This is a genomic window from Candidatus Hecatella orcuttiae, assembly GCF_002009985.1.
In the GTDB taxonomy this organism is placed as follows: domain Archaea; phylum Thermoproteota; class Bathyarchaeia; order Hecatellales; family Hecatellaceae; genus Hecatella; species Hecatella orcuttiae.
In genome coordinates, this window is the sequence record NZ_MTLX02000005.1 from 1,033,900 (window position 1) to 1,047,202 (window position 13,303).

General features: G+C 49.7%; 14 protein-coding genes. 4 read left to right on the plus strand and 10 right to left on the minus strand.

Annotation, left to right across the window (positions count from 1 at the left end; translation table 11 throughout):
- Nucleotides 1-7: 7 nt before the first annotated feature.
- A complete protein-coding gene (gene purQ / locus BWM17_RS08355) occupies nucleotides 8-715 on the minus strand; it encodes a phosphoribosylformylglycinamidine synthase I (protein ID WP_309493764.1) in 708 nt (235 codons plus the stop codon).
- Entirely contained in the window at nucleotides 712-972 is a 261-nt protein-coding gene (purS, locus tag BWM17_RS08360; RefSeq protein ID WP_309493469.1) for a phosphoribosylformylglycinamidine synthase subunit PurS, read from the minus strand. Before purS ends, purQ begins: the two co-directional genes overlap by 4 nt.
- A 403-nt stretch (nucleotides 973-1,375) precedes the next feature.
- Here purS and BWM17_RS08365 point away from each other — a divergent pair, with 403 nt between their 5' ends.
- Both BWM17_RS08365 and BWM17_RS08370 read left to right on the plus strand, forming a co-directional pair.
- Entirely contained in the window at nucleotides 1,376-1,603 is a 228-nt protein-coding gene (locus tag BWM17_RS08365) for an LSM domain-containing protein (protein WP_309493470.1), read from the plus strand.
- Nucleotides 1,604-1,649: 46 nt separating this feature from the next.
- Nucleotides 1,650-2,846: a methionine adenosyltransferase gene (locus BWM17_RS08370; protein WP_309493471.1), complete on the plus strand. Its 1,197-nt coding sequence runs from the start codon at nucleotides 1,650-1,652 to the stop codon at nucleotides 2,844-2,846.
- 11 nt (nucleotides 2,847-2,857) lie between these two features.
- Here BWM17_RS08370 and BWM17_RS08375 read toward each other — a convergent pair whose 3' ends face one another.
- The 4 genes from BWM17_RS08375 to BWM17_RS08390 all read right to left on the minus strand — a co-directional run bounded on the left by BWM17_RS08375 (nucleotide 2,858) and on the right by BWM17_RS08390 (nucleotide 7,079).
- Complete coding sequence (locus BWM17_RS08375) at nucleotides 2,858-3,736, minus strand: RIO1 family regulatory kinase/ATPase (RefSeq protein WP_309493472.1); 879 nt, start codon at nucleotides 3,734-3,736, stop codon at nucleotides 2,858-2,860.
- Between the two features lie 51 nt (nucleotides 3,737-3,787).
- Complete coding sequence (locus tag BWM17_RS08380; RefSeq protein ID WP_342766515.1) at nucleotides 3,788-5,401, minus strand: CTP synthase; 1,614 nt, start codon at nucleotides 5,399-5,401, stop codon at nucleotides 3,788-3,790.
- A 143-nt stretch (nucleotides 5,402-5,544) separates the two neighbouring features.
- Nucleotides 5,545-6,330, minus strand: coding sequence for an S-methyl-5'-thioadenosine phosphorylase (locus BWM17_RS08385; protein ID WP_342766516.1), 786 nt, complete (start codon nucleotides 6,328-6,330; stop codon nucleotides 5,545-5,547).
- A gap of 20 nt (nucleotides 6,331-6,350) precedes the next feature.
- The gene (locus BWM17_RS08390; protein WP_309493475.1) at nucleotides 6,351-7,079 is read right to left on the minus strand and encodes a diphthine--ammonia ligase; all 729 of its coding nucleotides are present in this window, start codon (nucleotides 7,077-7,079) and stop codon (nucleotides 6,351-6,353) included.
- 161 nt (nucleotides 7,080-7,240) lie between these two features.
- Between BWM17_RS08390 and BWM17_RS08395 the strand changes: the two genes are divergently transcribed.
- Complete coding sequence (locus BWM17_RS08395; protein WP_309493476.1) at nucleotides 7,241-8,254, plus strand: adenylosuccinate synthetase; 1,014 nt, start codon at nucleotides 7,241-7,243, stop codon at nucleotides 8,252-8,254.
- Here BWM17_RS08395 and BWM17_RS08400 read toward each other — a convergent pair.
- From BWM17_RS08400 to BWM17_RS08415, 4 genes are all read right to left on the minus strand, one after another.
- A complete protein-coding gene (locus BWM17_RS08400; protein ID WP_309493477.1) occupies nucleotides 8,251-8,637 on the minus strand; it encodes a hypothetical protein in 387 nt (128 codons plus the stop codon). The two genes, BWM17_RS08395 and BWM17_RS08400, sit on opposite strands and share 4 nt — an antisense overlap.
- A gap of 70 nt (nucleotides 8,638-8,707) precedes the next feature.
- Nucleotides 8,708-9,358 carry a YqaA family protein gene (locus tag BWM17_RS08405; protein WP_309493478.1) on the minus strand — a complete coding sequence of 217 codons (651 nt, stop codon included), beginning with the start codon at nucleotides 9,356-9,358 and terminating at the stop codon, nucleotides 8,708-8,710.
- 137 nt (nucleotides 9,359-9,495) lie between these two features.
- Nucleotides 9,496-10,470, minus strand: coding sequence for a calcium/sodium antiporter (locus BWM17_RS08410; protein WP_309493479.1), 975 nt, complete (start codon nucleotides 10,468-10,470; stop codon nucleotides 9,496-9,498).
- A 9-nt stretch (nucleotides 10,471-10,479) separates the two neighbouring features.
- Nucleotides 10,480-11,727 (minus strand): 2,3-bisphosphoglycerate-independent phosphoglycerate mutase, encoded by a 1,248-nt coding sequence (locus BWM17_RS08415; protein ID WP_309493480.1) that lies wholly within the window; start codon nucleotides 11,725-11,727, stop codon nucleotides 10,480-10,482.
- Between the two features lie 105 nt (nucleotides 11,728-11,832).
- Here BWM17_RS08415 and proS point away from each other — a divergent pair, with 105 nt between their 5' ends.
- Nucleotides 11,833-13,272, plus strand: coding sequence for a proline--tRNA ligase (gene proS, locus BWM17_RS08420; protein ID WP_309493482.1), 1,440 nt, complete (start codon nucleotides 11,833-11,835; stop codon nucleotides 13,270-13,272).
- Nucleotides 13,273-13,303: the final 31 nt, after the last annotated feature.

Genomic DNA, 13,303 nt, shown 5'->3' on the forward strand with positions numbered 1-13,303 from the left:
TTTTCCCTCAATGTTTGATATAGTCGACCATGGACTGGAAGATCAGCGCACCGTCTCTCCGCCTGCTAGGGTTGAGGATAGGCTCTGAAGCCCTCTCTGGATGAGGCATGATACCTAGGACATTTCCCCGCTCGTTAGCAATAGCGGCTATGTTCCCAACTGCCCCGTTAGGATTAGCCTTAGAGGAGGGCTCACCTTTTTCATCCACGTATCTGAACACGATTCGACGGGAGAAGCTAAGGGCCTTGAGGGCTTCTGCCTCATGAAAGTATCTTCCCTCATGGTGGGCTATGGGCATGTGAAGCATTTGTCCCTCCGAAATGAGGCTGGTGAAAGCGGTGTGGGCTGTTTCACATCGGAGGATAATCCACTTGCAGATGAATTTTAAGCTGTCGTTGGGCAGAAAGGCTCCGGGGAGAATTTCAGCTTCGACCAGTATTTGGAAGCCGTTACATATTCCTAAAACTGGTTTCCCTTCTTCTGCCATGAGTTTAACTTCCTCCATAGCCGGGCTTCTCGCCGCTATAACTCCGCATCTCAAATGATCTCCGTAAGAAAATCCTCCAGGTAAAACCACGGCATCATAGCCGCTGTGCTTGAATTCCTTATGCCAAACCAGCTCCGTGGGAACGTTTAGAACGTTTTTTAGAACATGGACCACATCTAGGTCGCAGTTGGAACCGGGAAACTTAATGACAGCAACCCTCGTTTCTATTTCTCCCTCACTTGGATGCGGCTTGTGTGAACCACAGGATTGTAGAGACGAAGAGCGTTACACATTTCAAAAACCAGCTTTTCAGCATCTTCAGGACCCTCGGCTTGAACTTCCAACTGAATGTACTTTCCAGCACGAACAGACTTCACATTTTCATATCCTCCCTTTAATAGGAGGTCACGGTGGATCGTTTCGCCTTCTGGATCCCGAGCGACAGGTTTATTTTGAATCACTACCTCAACCGTGTAATTTTTCACTCATATCCCCCACATTCAACTTCGGTTTTGAAGCTACTTCCTTCATCTTTCCCAGCAATGAGTCTCGTCTATAAACATCGCTATCTATGGTTTCCTAGTTTTGTTCCCCGTGAAGGGGGGAGGTTATTGAACTTCAAATTTACTCCAGCCCGGATGGAAGACTCGTGAACACGGCTTTTCCTCTTCAGCTTATACGACGAATCTCGCTCTTCCTCTTGGAGTAAGATTGCAGATGTTTGATATAAAAAATTTTTTGCATAAATGATTAAAAACTTTGAAAAATTTACATTTATATGTATATCATTTGAGTTGAAACGGTCAAACCTAAAAGTGAAAAATTTAAAAGAAAAACTTATAATATCTAAAGATCCCGTAAGGATTCAATCCTAGAAGGTTGAACTTCGTGGAAACCGGGAAGAAACCCATAGTGTTCTTGGCTAAAAACTTGAACGCGAACATCAGGGTTAAACTCAAGAACGACCTAGAATACAGAGGTCGACTGGTTAAATGCGACAACTACATGAATCTCATCCTGGACAACGCCACAGAATATGCCAGCGATGAACCAGTGGTTCAATACGGTAGCATCTTCATCAGAGGTAACAACATCATCATGATATCCTTCCAGTGAAGTAAGAAGCAACTTTATTCAGTAATTCTAAACGCGGGGAAATAGAATGGCCAGAGTGCTTATAGAAAGCATCGGAAGAAAGCCTACTGTTGACTACGGCATAGAAATAGTAGAAAGAAAAGGTAAAGGGCACCCCGACTACATAGCCGACGCCGTAGCGGAAAACCTCAGCCGAGAATTGTGCAAATGCTATTTGGAAAAATTCGGAGCCGTTCTCCACCATAACCTAGATAAAGGTTTGGTTGTAGGTGGAAAGTCAAATCCAAGATTTGGAGGAGGAGAAGTCCTCGAACCTATTCACATCATTGTCGCCGGGAGAGCCATTACAAAAAGTGGTGGAGAAGTCGTTCCGCTGGGAGAACTGGTTGAAAACTCCGTGAAGGCTCTCATAAAAAGAAACTTCAGGTTTCTTGACCCTGACAAACATGTGAAGGTGTACCATAAAATTCGAGAGGGTTCAATGGATCTTGTTAAAATCTTTCAGGCTGGGAAGACGGTGCCCCTTTCCAACGATACATCTTTCGGTGTGAGTTTCGCTCCATTAACCCCCACGGAGAAACTTGTTTTGGAGGCTGAAAAATACCTGAACTCAGAAGGCTTCAAGAAGGAACTCCCTGAGGTGGGGGAGGATATTAAAGTCATGGGTTTGAGGAATAGAAACAAAGTGAAGTTGACGATATCCGCAGCCATGATAAGCCCTCTAATCCCCAACAAAGAGCATTATATAAGTGTGAAGGGGGAGGTCTGTAAGAAGGTTAAGGAACTGGCCGCCACACTAACGGATATGGATGTAGACGTGAAGGTGAACGTGGGCGATAGGCCCAGAGTAGGCTGCTTCTATCTCACAGTTACAGGGACCTCAGCTGAGATGGGAGACGACGGAAACACGGGGAGGGGGAACAGGGTGAACGGGTTGATAACCCCTTGCAGACAGATGAGCCTTGAAGCCACCGCGGGAAAAAACCCCGTCAGCCACGTGGGAAAAATCTACAACCTTCTCGCCCGAATTTTGGCCAATAAGATTTATGAGGAAGTTAAGGGCATCCGCGAAGTATACGTAAAAATCCTAAGCCAAATAGGAAAACCCATCAACAAACCCCTGATGACCAATGTTCAGACGGTGATGGAGAAAGGGCGAACCTTACAAAGTATAAAAGATGATGTGAAATCCATCGTCGACGAGGAAGTAGCTGGTGTGACAAGACTGACGGAGGACATCCTCCGTGGAGTTGAACTTTTCTAGGGCGGCTGCTTCTACTCTTTACCGACTATTTTTAATGCTTCTTCCAGAGTCATCCTAATTTTAAATTTTCTCTGAAAAAACGTCCATATGTTTTGAATATCCCTTTTTAGGAGAAAATCCGCATTGGGGTGGGTTGCGGTGACATATTGAGGCCAATCGATTATTTTCAGAGAGCCGTCCGGGGAGATCATGACGTTGTATTCACTGAGATCGCAGTGAATTATTCCAGCTTCCCTCCAAGCCTTGCCGATGTTTTCCAAGATCTCCATCATAGTCTGCTTCGGCCGAGGTAGCTTAGTAACGTGCACAAGCCTTCTTCCTTCTATTTTATCCATCAAGACAGCGTGGCGGTTCTGGGCTATGGGCCTCACCACTTGGATCCCATGTGCGTGAAGCTTCTCAAGGGCTTCGTACTCTCTTTCCGCAGCAGCTTTGGAGCGGAAAAGCCATAGGGCCTTCTGTTTTACATAGCCTCTCACACGCCTTGTTTGTCTGAAGCTTATCCTGCCAAGTCTGTGAAATTTCAATGCAAGGAGGGCCCCTTGGGGGTTAAAGGCCTCATAGACATCGGCCTCCTTACCGAGGCCTAGGCTTCCGCCTAAAGCCTCTATTAATTCAGCTTTGACGAAGAAGTTTAAGGCGAGAAAATCATAGCCTAAGTAATTTAGAGAGTACCCCACGTAGGGGCGGGAGGTTCTTCTCAGCACACCCAGTTTCTCAACCCGCTCTAACCTGTAGAGGGCTTCCTCTGGGGGGAGGTTTGAGTAGCTTAAAACAAGGTCCCGGGGAACAAACTCGTGACTAGTCATCCCCGTTTCCACCCCTAGGAGAATGCGGAAGTCCCGGGGATCCAGTTGCCTGAACCTCTGCATCACAGACTTAAAGGACATAGTTGTTGAAAAATGCGGAAAAGACGTTTTTAAATATATAAATGGGAGCGGTCACCCGCCGCCCTGTTTTCTCCGGAGGCATGCCTCTATAAAGCCGCGGTAAACCGGCTCCGGCTTCCCGGGTCTGCTTTCAAATTCCGGATGGAACTGCACTCCCATGTGAAACAGGTTTCTTGGATATTCGCATATTTCCACCCTTTTTCCGTCGGAGCTTTTCCCGGAGAGGAGAAGTCCGCCCTCCTCTAGGATGGGCCAATATTTGGGGTTTACCTCAAATCGATGCCTGTGCCGTTTCCGCACCAAGCTGCTCTTGTAGAGTTTATGGGCTAGGGTTTTAGGCTCTATTCGAACCTCTTGGGCGCCAAGCCTCATGGTTCCCCCTTTAAGCTGCACGTTTTTCTGCTCAGGAAGCAAGTCAAGAACTGGGTGGGGCGTCTGAGGATCGTTTTCGGTGCTGTTAGCTTTCTCCAAGCCGCATACGTTTCTGGCGAACTCCACCACTGCCATCTGAAAGCCGAAACAAATGCCTAGGAAAGGTATGTTCTGTTCCCTTGCATGTTTAATCGCAGCGATTTTACCTTCAGTCCCCCTCACTCCGAAGCCTGGAGGTGTCAGAATTCCATTGTACCCATTCAGAATGCTGAGCTTGGAGAGGTCTTCCTCGAAGATTTCAGTTTCAATCCAATCCATCTTCACCGAGACTCGAAAAGAGCCTCCCGCGTGTTTTAAAGCCTCGTTGATGCTGATGTAGGAGTCAGCTAGTTTGGCGTATTTTCCACAGAGGGCAATTTTAAGCTCCACGGTGGGCTTGGAGAGGTCTTCGACGACCTTTAACCAACCGTTCCACGCCGGCTTTTGCTTGGGCAGACCTAGTCTTTCGCAGAGGTATTCGCCCATACCCTGTCGGTCGAAGGTGAGGGGCAGCTCGTAAATGTTAGGTATCGTCGGGGAACAGAAAACACTTCGCTCTTCCACGTTTGCAAAGAGGGCTATTTTCCTCTGAGCCTCTGGCTCAACCATCGTGCTACACCGGGATATAACGATGTCCGGCTGTATTCCTATCCGCCGCAGCTCGTTTACGCTGTGTTGGAGAGGCTTGGTCTTCTGTTCCTTGGTAGTTTCAAGAACTGGGACCAGTGCCACATGGACAAAGAGAGTGTTGAGGTAGCCTTCTTCAAGGCGCAGCTGCCGGATGGCTTCTAAGAAAGGTAAGCCCTCGATGTCGCCGGTGGTACCTCCGATCTCTGTCAGCACGATTTCAGCCCGCGTCTTCTCAGCCACGCGACGTATTCGCCTCTTTATTTCATCGGTTATGTGAGGGACTATCTGGACGCATTTTCCTAGATAGTCGCCTTGCCTTTCCTTTTGGATAACCTCCCCGTAAATCTGCCCTGTGGTGATGTAGTGGTCTTTGCTCATGTTTAAATCCAAAAACCGCTCATACCAGCCGAGGTCGAGGTCTGTTTCTCCTCCATCTTCGGTGACAAAAACTTCCCCATGCATGTAGGGGTTCATCGTCCCCGCGTCCACATTGAGGTAAGGGTCTATCTTAATGGCGGTGACGTAGAATCCTCTAACTTGGAGCATCTTTGCTATGGAGGCCGCTGCAACCCCTTTCCCAACGCTGGATAAGACTCCTCCGGTTACGAAGATGTATTTCGTCAACACCATTCTCTCCTACGCCGGACTCCGTCATAAACTCTTTTCACCTAGCTTAAAAAATAACTTATTAATTAACTCCCCGCCCTTCAAATCCAAGGCTAAATAGCGCCTAGAAAACGCTCGACGGCCACAATAGCAGAAAGCCGCTAGAATTTGGTCATGCTGAGGGCTGAACTGCAAGGGCAATGTCTATCCTTGGAAATTTTAGGTACGACCTCGTAGATAAGCTTCTTCACATTTTCAATGTTTTGGGTTAGAACCTTTAAGATCTCCAAGTGGCTGACAGGTTCAGGCTGCCAGACATCGTAGTCCGTTACCAAGGAAATGTTAACGTAGCAGATCTCCAACTCTCGGGCCAGTGTGACCTCGGGATACTGAGTCATGTTGATGACCTCCCAGCCGAAGCTCTTGTACCACCGGCTTTCAGCCCTAGTGCTGAACCTAGGCCCCTGCACCACCACCACGGTGCCGCGGTCGTGAACCCGCAGTTTTAAGCTTCTCCCAGCTTCAATGACCCATTTCCGTAGCTCAGGGCAGTATGGGTCGGCTGCTGACACATGAGCTGTCACCGGGCCGTCATAGAAGGTGTCTACTCTCCCCGATGTCCTGTCTACAAACTGGTCACATATTACAATGTCGCCCAATTGAACGTGAGGTTGAAGGCTGCCTACTACACAGGGGGCCAGAATTCTCTTCACCCCCAGCTTCCCCATAGCCCAGAGGTTAGCTCGGTAGGGTATGGTGTGCGGGGGATGCTGGTGGTGTCTCCCATGCCGGGGGAGGAAAGCCACTTTTCTGCCTGCGATTTCCCCTAGGGCCAAGAGGTCGGAGGGGGGTCCGTAGGGGGTGTCTATTTTTATCTCTCTGGGTTTCTCCAGCAGCGAGTACAGCCCTGTGCCTCCCAGTATGCCTATTTCAGCTTCCTCTCCCAGAGGCTTGTTTTCTCGATCCTTCAAGCTATTGCGGCCCTCCTTTTCCCTGATTTATCTATCAGCTTGGCTTCTTTAACTTTGAGGTATCCCCAGTATCCCCGCCAAACCTTCTCAACGCCGCAGAACTCCACCTTTCTCGCGAAAAAAGGAGTATCCTTCACGAAAGTTTCCCCTTCTCCCCCTTCCAAAGAGGGGTGGACTCCGAATTTTTTGTTAAGGATCTTAAGGTCTCGAACAGCCTCCTCATCCAGTCTCCGGTTAAGCCAGCTTTCATCAAAACCTTCAGCTGCCACAGCGGTGAAGACAATTTCGAAACCTAAACTCAGAACTTCCTCTAGAAGTTTTAAAGGATCCCTGCCCCACAGCGGATTCAGGCTTATTAAGCCGGTTTCTTTGCAGATTTTTTCGATGCGGGATTTCTGGTACTGGCTTTCAACAGCACCTGAAGCAACGGCCTCGATCCGATATTTCTTTTTCAAGAACTCCAACGCTCTTCTCAGGTCTTGAAGTTCTTCTTCTTTTCTCCCAGAAGTCGCCTGGATATGGAGAGGGAGTCCCATGGCTTGGGATTGAAGGGGAGTCAGGTCGATGCAAGGATGATGGAACATCCAAGATTCGGGGTTTGCTGGTTTAACCGTCAGTAGAGCTGAAACTCTATGTCCGAGGCTGACTGTTTTCAGCACAGCTAAAGTGGAGTCTTTCCCTCCGGAGAAGAGTACCGCCACTTTTAAGGGCTTCACGGCTACCATTCGCCTGAGTTGATTAATTTTAAGGCTACCTAGTTTGACCGACCTTCCTGCCATAGATTAAAGGGGATGGTGTATTTTTCGTTTTCAGCTGAAGAAAACCTTTTTCTTCTAGGGACGCCTACTAGCTCTGAAATCCGCAAACACTCTCTCGGTGTCGAAGAATGCCCTGCACGGTTACCGTCGGAGGCTTTTGGGGAGACGAAGGCAAAGGCAAAATCCTGTCCTACTTGGCGGTGAAAGACCAAGTCAAATGGGGGGTCAGAGGCGGCGTAGGCCCTAACGCTGGGCACACCGTCATTTACAAGGGCAGAACATTGAAGCTTCGGATGCTTCCCAGCGCCGTCGTCAACCCGAACACGCAGCTTGGAATAGGAGCAGGGGTGCTGGTGAACCCCCGTTTGCTACTGAGCGAAGTGGAAATGACAGGCTGTCACGGACGCCTCCTCCTCGACCGCCAGTGTGCTATCATCGAAGATCGACATGTGGAAGCTGACAAGGCTTCAGCGCATCTATCCGGGAAGATCGGAACCACGGGAACGGGAACAGGACCTTGTAACGTGGAAAGGGTTCAGAGGACGGTTAAAATCGCCGAGGAACACTCTGAACTTAAGGCTTACTTGGGTGACGTGGCTGGGGAAGTAAACGAAGCGCTGGATAGGGGAGAAAAAGTCTTGGTGGAAGGAACTCAGGGGACTTTTCTCTCTCTCTACCATGGAACCTATCCGTATGTCACGTCCAAAGACGTTACAGCCTCCTCCATCTGCGCCGACGTAGGCATCGGACCTACCCGAGTAGATGAGGTTTTAGTGGTGTTCAAAGCCTACGTCACCCGAGTTGGAGGAGGGTTCTTACCCGGCGAGCTTCCTCCTTCGGAGGCAGAGAAAAGAGGCTGGAGCGAAACAGCCACGGTAACCGGTCGAACAAGGAGAGTAGCGCCTTTCAACGTTGAACTGGCTAAAAGGTCGGTGAAGCTGAATGGAGCAACTCAGATCGCCTTGACCAAAATGGACGCCCTTTACCCTGAATGCCGGGGGGCTAAAAAACTGGACCAAGTGCCTCTGGAGGGAAGGAGATTTCTCCAGAAAATCGAAGACCTACTAGGCGTGCCTGTTACCCTTGTGGGGACAGGCCCTGACCTCGAAGATGTTATCGACCTCAGAAAAGGCCGAATTTAAACAGGAGGGCTTCTTCCTTCTTCTCTTTTAACCTGCTCTTGCGAAGCAAGAAGGTAGCGCTTAGCAGCCCACAGTTTTTCAGAAACCTGTCCTCGACCTTCAGAGGCATCGCAGAGTTCCAAAGCTTCTTGGAGGAGGGTCTGCGCTCTAACCACGCACTCCGCAGGGTTCTGTTTTTCATCTTCGCAGTTCAGGTTCTCTGGTTTTAGGTAAATTGGTTCTCCGTCGATTTCCAGTAGGAAGAGGGCATATTCGACTTCCGATGACGCCTCCCAGATTTTCAGCTCCGCCTTCGAGGGTGTTCTTTGGATATAGTCCTCCAAGGATGACTCCAGTTCCTTCAAGGCTTTTTCGATGGATGTTTTGACTTCTGGGGAAGCCATGGAAAAGTCGCCGTTTTCCTTTGCCGGCTACTCCCATAATGTAATAGGGTCTTTCAGTTAAATTTTTGCCTCAGCGGGAAAAATTGGTGTTGAGGGTTGTCCGGATGAGAGTTTCGTATTTTTCCAGAACTTTTTCCCAGTCGATTTTCCATATTACGAAAACAGTTACTAGGAGAGCGGCGAAAGTTATGACCGTGAAAACAAGTGTGGTAACTGGGCCGCCTCCTCCCACCAGAGAGCTTGCGATTCCGCCTAAATATTTACCTCCAAACACCAGCATGTAGAACATGGCCAGTTTACCTATGATGCAGGGAATGAAGGCTCTGAGGAAATTGAAGTGAAGAAGACCGAGGGGAACAAAGAGAATATCGTCGGGCAGAGGGGTGAGAGCAAAGAGAAATATCAGAAGAGGCCAGATGTTTTTATGCCTCATCAGTATTTTCAACATGGCGTCGAACTTTCTCTTCCGCTTTTCACTGACCACATGTTTCGCTGCGTAGCCTAGGATATAGCCGGAGAGCTCCCCCACAGCGGAACCCAGTCCCGCCACCGCGGCGAGCATGTAGGGGTTGATGGGCATATTGAGGCCTAGCCACAAGATCACCACCGTATAGGGGATGGGGATGATCACCGAGGAGGCGCCTATGAAGCTTATCAGAAACACTCCTACGAAGCCCAGCTGCCTAGCGAGATCCCATAGAAGCTGTTCAACGCCGACCAATCAGTTCACTTCTATGCTAGTATGAGATTTAACAATATAAATCTAAATCCGCATCACCTCACCCCTTATGCCGGAAAAGATGGTCATCTGTTAGAAAAACACATTTCGACCTTTAAACCACAACCATCGACAGCCTTTTAGTAAAAGAATTTTGCCAGTTGGAATAGGTAAACGACGTAGAGGCTTAATAGAAGGAGGCCTTTCCACCTTGTCAGCTCATATCGGTGCCGCATTAACAGCAACATCACCGCAACCACCAGAAGCATCCACGGATAGGCGAACTCGATGGTTTTAGGGTCCACTTTTATCGGGTTTACCAAGGCTGAGACGCCTATTATCCACAAGATGTTCAAAACATCAGCGCCGAGGATGTTTCCTACGGCTATTTCGCCTTTGCCTTTACGGGCTGAAACCACGGCGGTGCTTATCTCCGGCAGGGAGGTCCCTAGGGCGATGACCGTTAACCCTATAACCACTTCAGGTATCCCGAAATATTCAGCTATGGAAAGCCCTGACCACACCACCAGCCTAGCTGAAACTATAACGCCGCCGGCGCCTGTGAGAAACAGGAGTAAAACCCTTCGAAAGGTGACCTTTCGAGCCTCAACGTAGCCTTCCGTGTTTAGGTGGCTTTTCCTCTGCTGAGCCCCGGTTTTTATGAGGTAAAGATAATATCCAACCAGCAGAGACGCCAACACCAAACCTTCAACTCTCGTAACCGAGGCGTCTAGGGCCAAGAGGTAGGATAAAAGAGCTGAGAATATCAGGAAGACTCCGAATCTCTTCAACACTTGCTTGTCGATGGAAATGCCGGCTATAATTGCAGCTAAAGCCAATGCGAAGGCGTCGTCGGCAACCACCGATCCTACAGCGTTGCCCAAGGCTACCTCAGGATGCCCTAAGTAGGCTGCCTGCACGGAGACAGCGAACTCCGGGGAAGTTGTGAGAAATCCCATGAGCACTATGCCAATGAAGATTCGGGGAAGTCCGAGTTTGTCCGCTAACCCCGCAGCCCCATCGACAAAAAAGTCTGCACTTTTAAGCAAAAAAATAAAAGCTGAGATAAAGACGGTAAAGGAAATGAGGGGTGCTTCCGTCAAATCCGCCGACAACCCAGCTGGTTATACGCCGAACTTTTTCAGTCTTCCAACCAGATTCATGAGAATGGGCATAAGGTCTTTACCTCGAATCCTGCCTAGCCCTCCCTTGGCGCAGGCCTTCTCTGAGAACTGGTTGACATCGTCTGCCAGCACCCCCCAGCCGGCTATGGTTAGGGGAACAGGGTCTCCGGAGTGGTTCCGCATGGATAGAGGCGTTGTATGGTCAGATGTCAAAGCTATCACAGTCTCTTCCAAGTTTAGGTTGTTTAACAGAAATTTCACCATGGAATCTAGCTTTTTAACCATGGCCATTTTCCCCTCTAGGTTTCCGTCGTGGCTGGCGTTGTCTGCTCCCTTCACGTGGAGAAAGAAAAAGTCGAAGTTCTGAAAGTTCTCCACCAGCTTCTTAGCCTTAGCTATTACGTCTGTTTCCAGTGTTCCCGTCGCACCTTCGACGTTGAGAAGCTCCATTCCAGCCGCTGCGCTTACCCCTCTGACTAGGGCGGTGACGGCTATGCATGCGGCTTTCACGTTGAAAAGCCGTGTCATGGGAGTTATGGGCGGTAGAATGCCTGCTCCCCTGAAAAGGACGCAGTTGGCAGGTTTTGCACCCTTCTCCGCGAGTTCCCTATTCAGCGGATGCTCTCTCAGTATTTGATGAATTTTTTTCGTCAGACGGTTGAGGATGCCGGCTGTTTTCAGTGCTTCAGGACTCTGGTCTGTTGCTTTCACCTCCAAAACCTTGGAAGAGGTACGCCCCGGGTCAGAGTCGGTTACATTGCGGGAAAGTCCTTCCCCCCTCAGGATTAGGGCTCCTCGGTGTTCGGTGGTGTGAAGGAAGGAAACCTTCACGTCCGGATATTCAGGTAGGGAAAGATTTTGAAGTTGGGGGGCCAGTTGAGCGGCTAGTTCGGTTCTTATTCTTCCCGCCCTCCGGTCTAAGACCGTCATGTCCTCGTCGACGGTGGCGAAGTTAACCCTGAAGGCCACATCACCCGGCTTCACCGGGAAACCTCCACCTAAAGCCTCCAGCGCCCCTCTGCCCCGGTAGACTTGGAAGGGGTCGTAGCCGAAGAGAGCCAAATGAGCGGTGTCACTGCCAGGAGGTATCCCAGGGGATATTACATCCATGATCCCGTTGACCCCTAACTTGGCGAGTTCGTCCATGGAGGATTTATCCACAGCCTCCAGCGGGGTTCTTCCCTCCAGCTCCTTCACAGGCCTGTCGGCTAGGCCGTCGCAGACGATCAGCACTGCTTTGGGTTTCATGCTAACCCAGCCTCCCCTTCTTTCAGCTTCATCTCTAAAACCTCTTAAATACTGTGTTTCTCTCTAATTAAAATTGGTTTTGAAGAGGGCTCGGTGTAGGGGTTTATGGCTGTGGAGAGAAAGCGATGGCAGAGGGAATTCGGAGACTGGTTTCACCAAGTTATTTGGGAGTCAGGGCTGATGGATTACCGCTACCCTGTGAAGGGTTGCGGGGTATGGCTTCCCTACGGTTTCAAGCTGAGAAACAACGTGCTAAACCTCATGCGGAGGCTGCTGGATGAGACAGGGCATGAGGAAACCCTCTTCCCCCTCATGATAACCTCCGACATGGTGAAGAAGGAAGCTATTCATGTGAAAAGCTTCGAAGACCAGCTTTTCTGGGTAACCAAGGCTGGAGACCGAAAGCTGGATGAAGAGCTCGCCCTCAGACCCACCAGTGAGACAGCCATATACCCTATGATGCAGCTTTGGATACGCTCCCACGCCGACCTCCCCAAGCGGGTCTACCAAGTGGTTAACACATTCCGCTATGAAACCAAGGCCACTAGGCCGCTGATCAGGGTTAGGGAAATCTCCACCTTCAAGGAGGCTCATACTTTTCACGCCACCTTCGAAGAGGCGGAAAGACAGGTGGAAGAGGCTGTGAGAATCTACAGCCAATTCTTCGACAGCCTCGCCATCCCCTACGTGGTCTCCAAGAGGCCGGAGTGGGACAAGTTCCCGGGAGCCCTCTATTCCATAGCCTACGACACCGTTCTCCCCGACGGGAAGGTCCTGCAAATAGGAACCGTCCACAACCTAGCTCAAAACTTTTCCAAAGCCTTTGATATAACCTTCGAAAACGCTGAGGGCCTCAGGGAGTATGTCTGGCAGACTTGTTACGGAATCTCAGAAAGAGTCATCGCAGCCCTAATAGCCGTTCACGGAGATGATAAAGGGCTTATACTTCCCCCGGGGGTCGCTCCCATTCAGGCTGTTGTCATTCCCATACCCTATAAGAGCAAAGAAGCTGCCGTCACTGAAAAAAGCAGAGAAATCAAAAAAGTCTTGGAAAAAGCGGGCGTGAGAGTTTGGCTGGATGAGAGAGATAAACTGACTCCCGGCTCCAAGTTCTACGAATGGGAATTGAAAGGCGTGCCCCTTCGGATTGAAATTGGCCCAAGAGATCTAGAGTTCCGCAACCTCACATTGGTGAGAAGGGACACGATGGAAAAGTTTCAGGTACCTGAAGAAGAGGCAGCATCCAGAGTTTTGGAAACATTTTCCGAAATCCAGTCTTCACTTTCAAGAAAAGCATCCGAATGGTTGAGGCAAAGGATCCATCAGGCTGGGAACCCCGAGGAAGCCGTTGCTTTATTCCGTGAAAAACAGGGCATTGTTGAAGTGGGATGGTGCAGTAAAGAACGGTGCGGTTTGACTTGGGAGGAGGAAACCGGCCTCCAAGTGTTGGGAATTGCTTGGGGAGAGACCTCTTTAAATGGGGGCGTCTGCCCTATCTGCGGTGAAAAAGTTGGACGGGTTCTCAGGCTGGGAAAACCCTATTAACTTGTCCGTGGCTTAAGCTTAACGGGAAGGT

What these genes read in the sequence shown, in the direction of transcription:
- BWM17_RS08370 (WP_309493471.1), top strand. Translation starts at nt 1,650, where the DNA reads ATGGCCAGAGTGCTTATAGAAAGCATCGGAAGAAAGCCTACTGTTGAC.
- BWM17_RS08375 (WP_309493472.1), bottom strand. Translation starts at nt 3,736, where the DNA reads ATGTCCTTTAAGTCTGTGATGCAGAGGTTCAGGCAACTGGATCCCCGG.
- BWM17_RS08390 (WP_309493475.1), bottom strand. Translation starts at nt 7,079, where the DNA reads ATGGTAGCCGTGAAGCCCTTAAAAGTGGCGGTACTCTTCTCCGGAGGG.
- BWM17_RS08395 (WP_309493476.1), top strand. Translation starts at nt 7,241, where the DNA reads ATGCCCTGCACGGTTACCGTCGGAGGCTTTTGGGGAGACGAAGGCAAA.
- BWM17_RS08400 (WP_309493477.1), bottom strand. Translation starts at nt 8,637, where the DNA reads ATGGCTTCCCCAGAAGTCAAAACATCCATCGAAAAAGCCTTGAAGGAA.
- BWM17_RS08415 (WP_309493480.1), bottom strand. Translation starts at nt 11,727, where the DNA reads ATGAAACCCAAAGCAGTGCTGATCGTCTGCGACGGCCTAGCCGACAGG.
- proS (WP_309493482.1), top strand. Translation starts at nt 11,833, where the DNA reads ATGGCTGTGGAGAGAAAGCGATGGCAGAGGGAATTCGGAGACTGGTTT.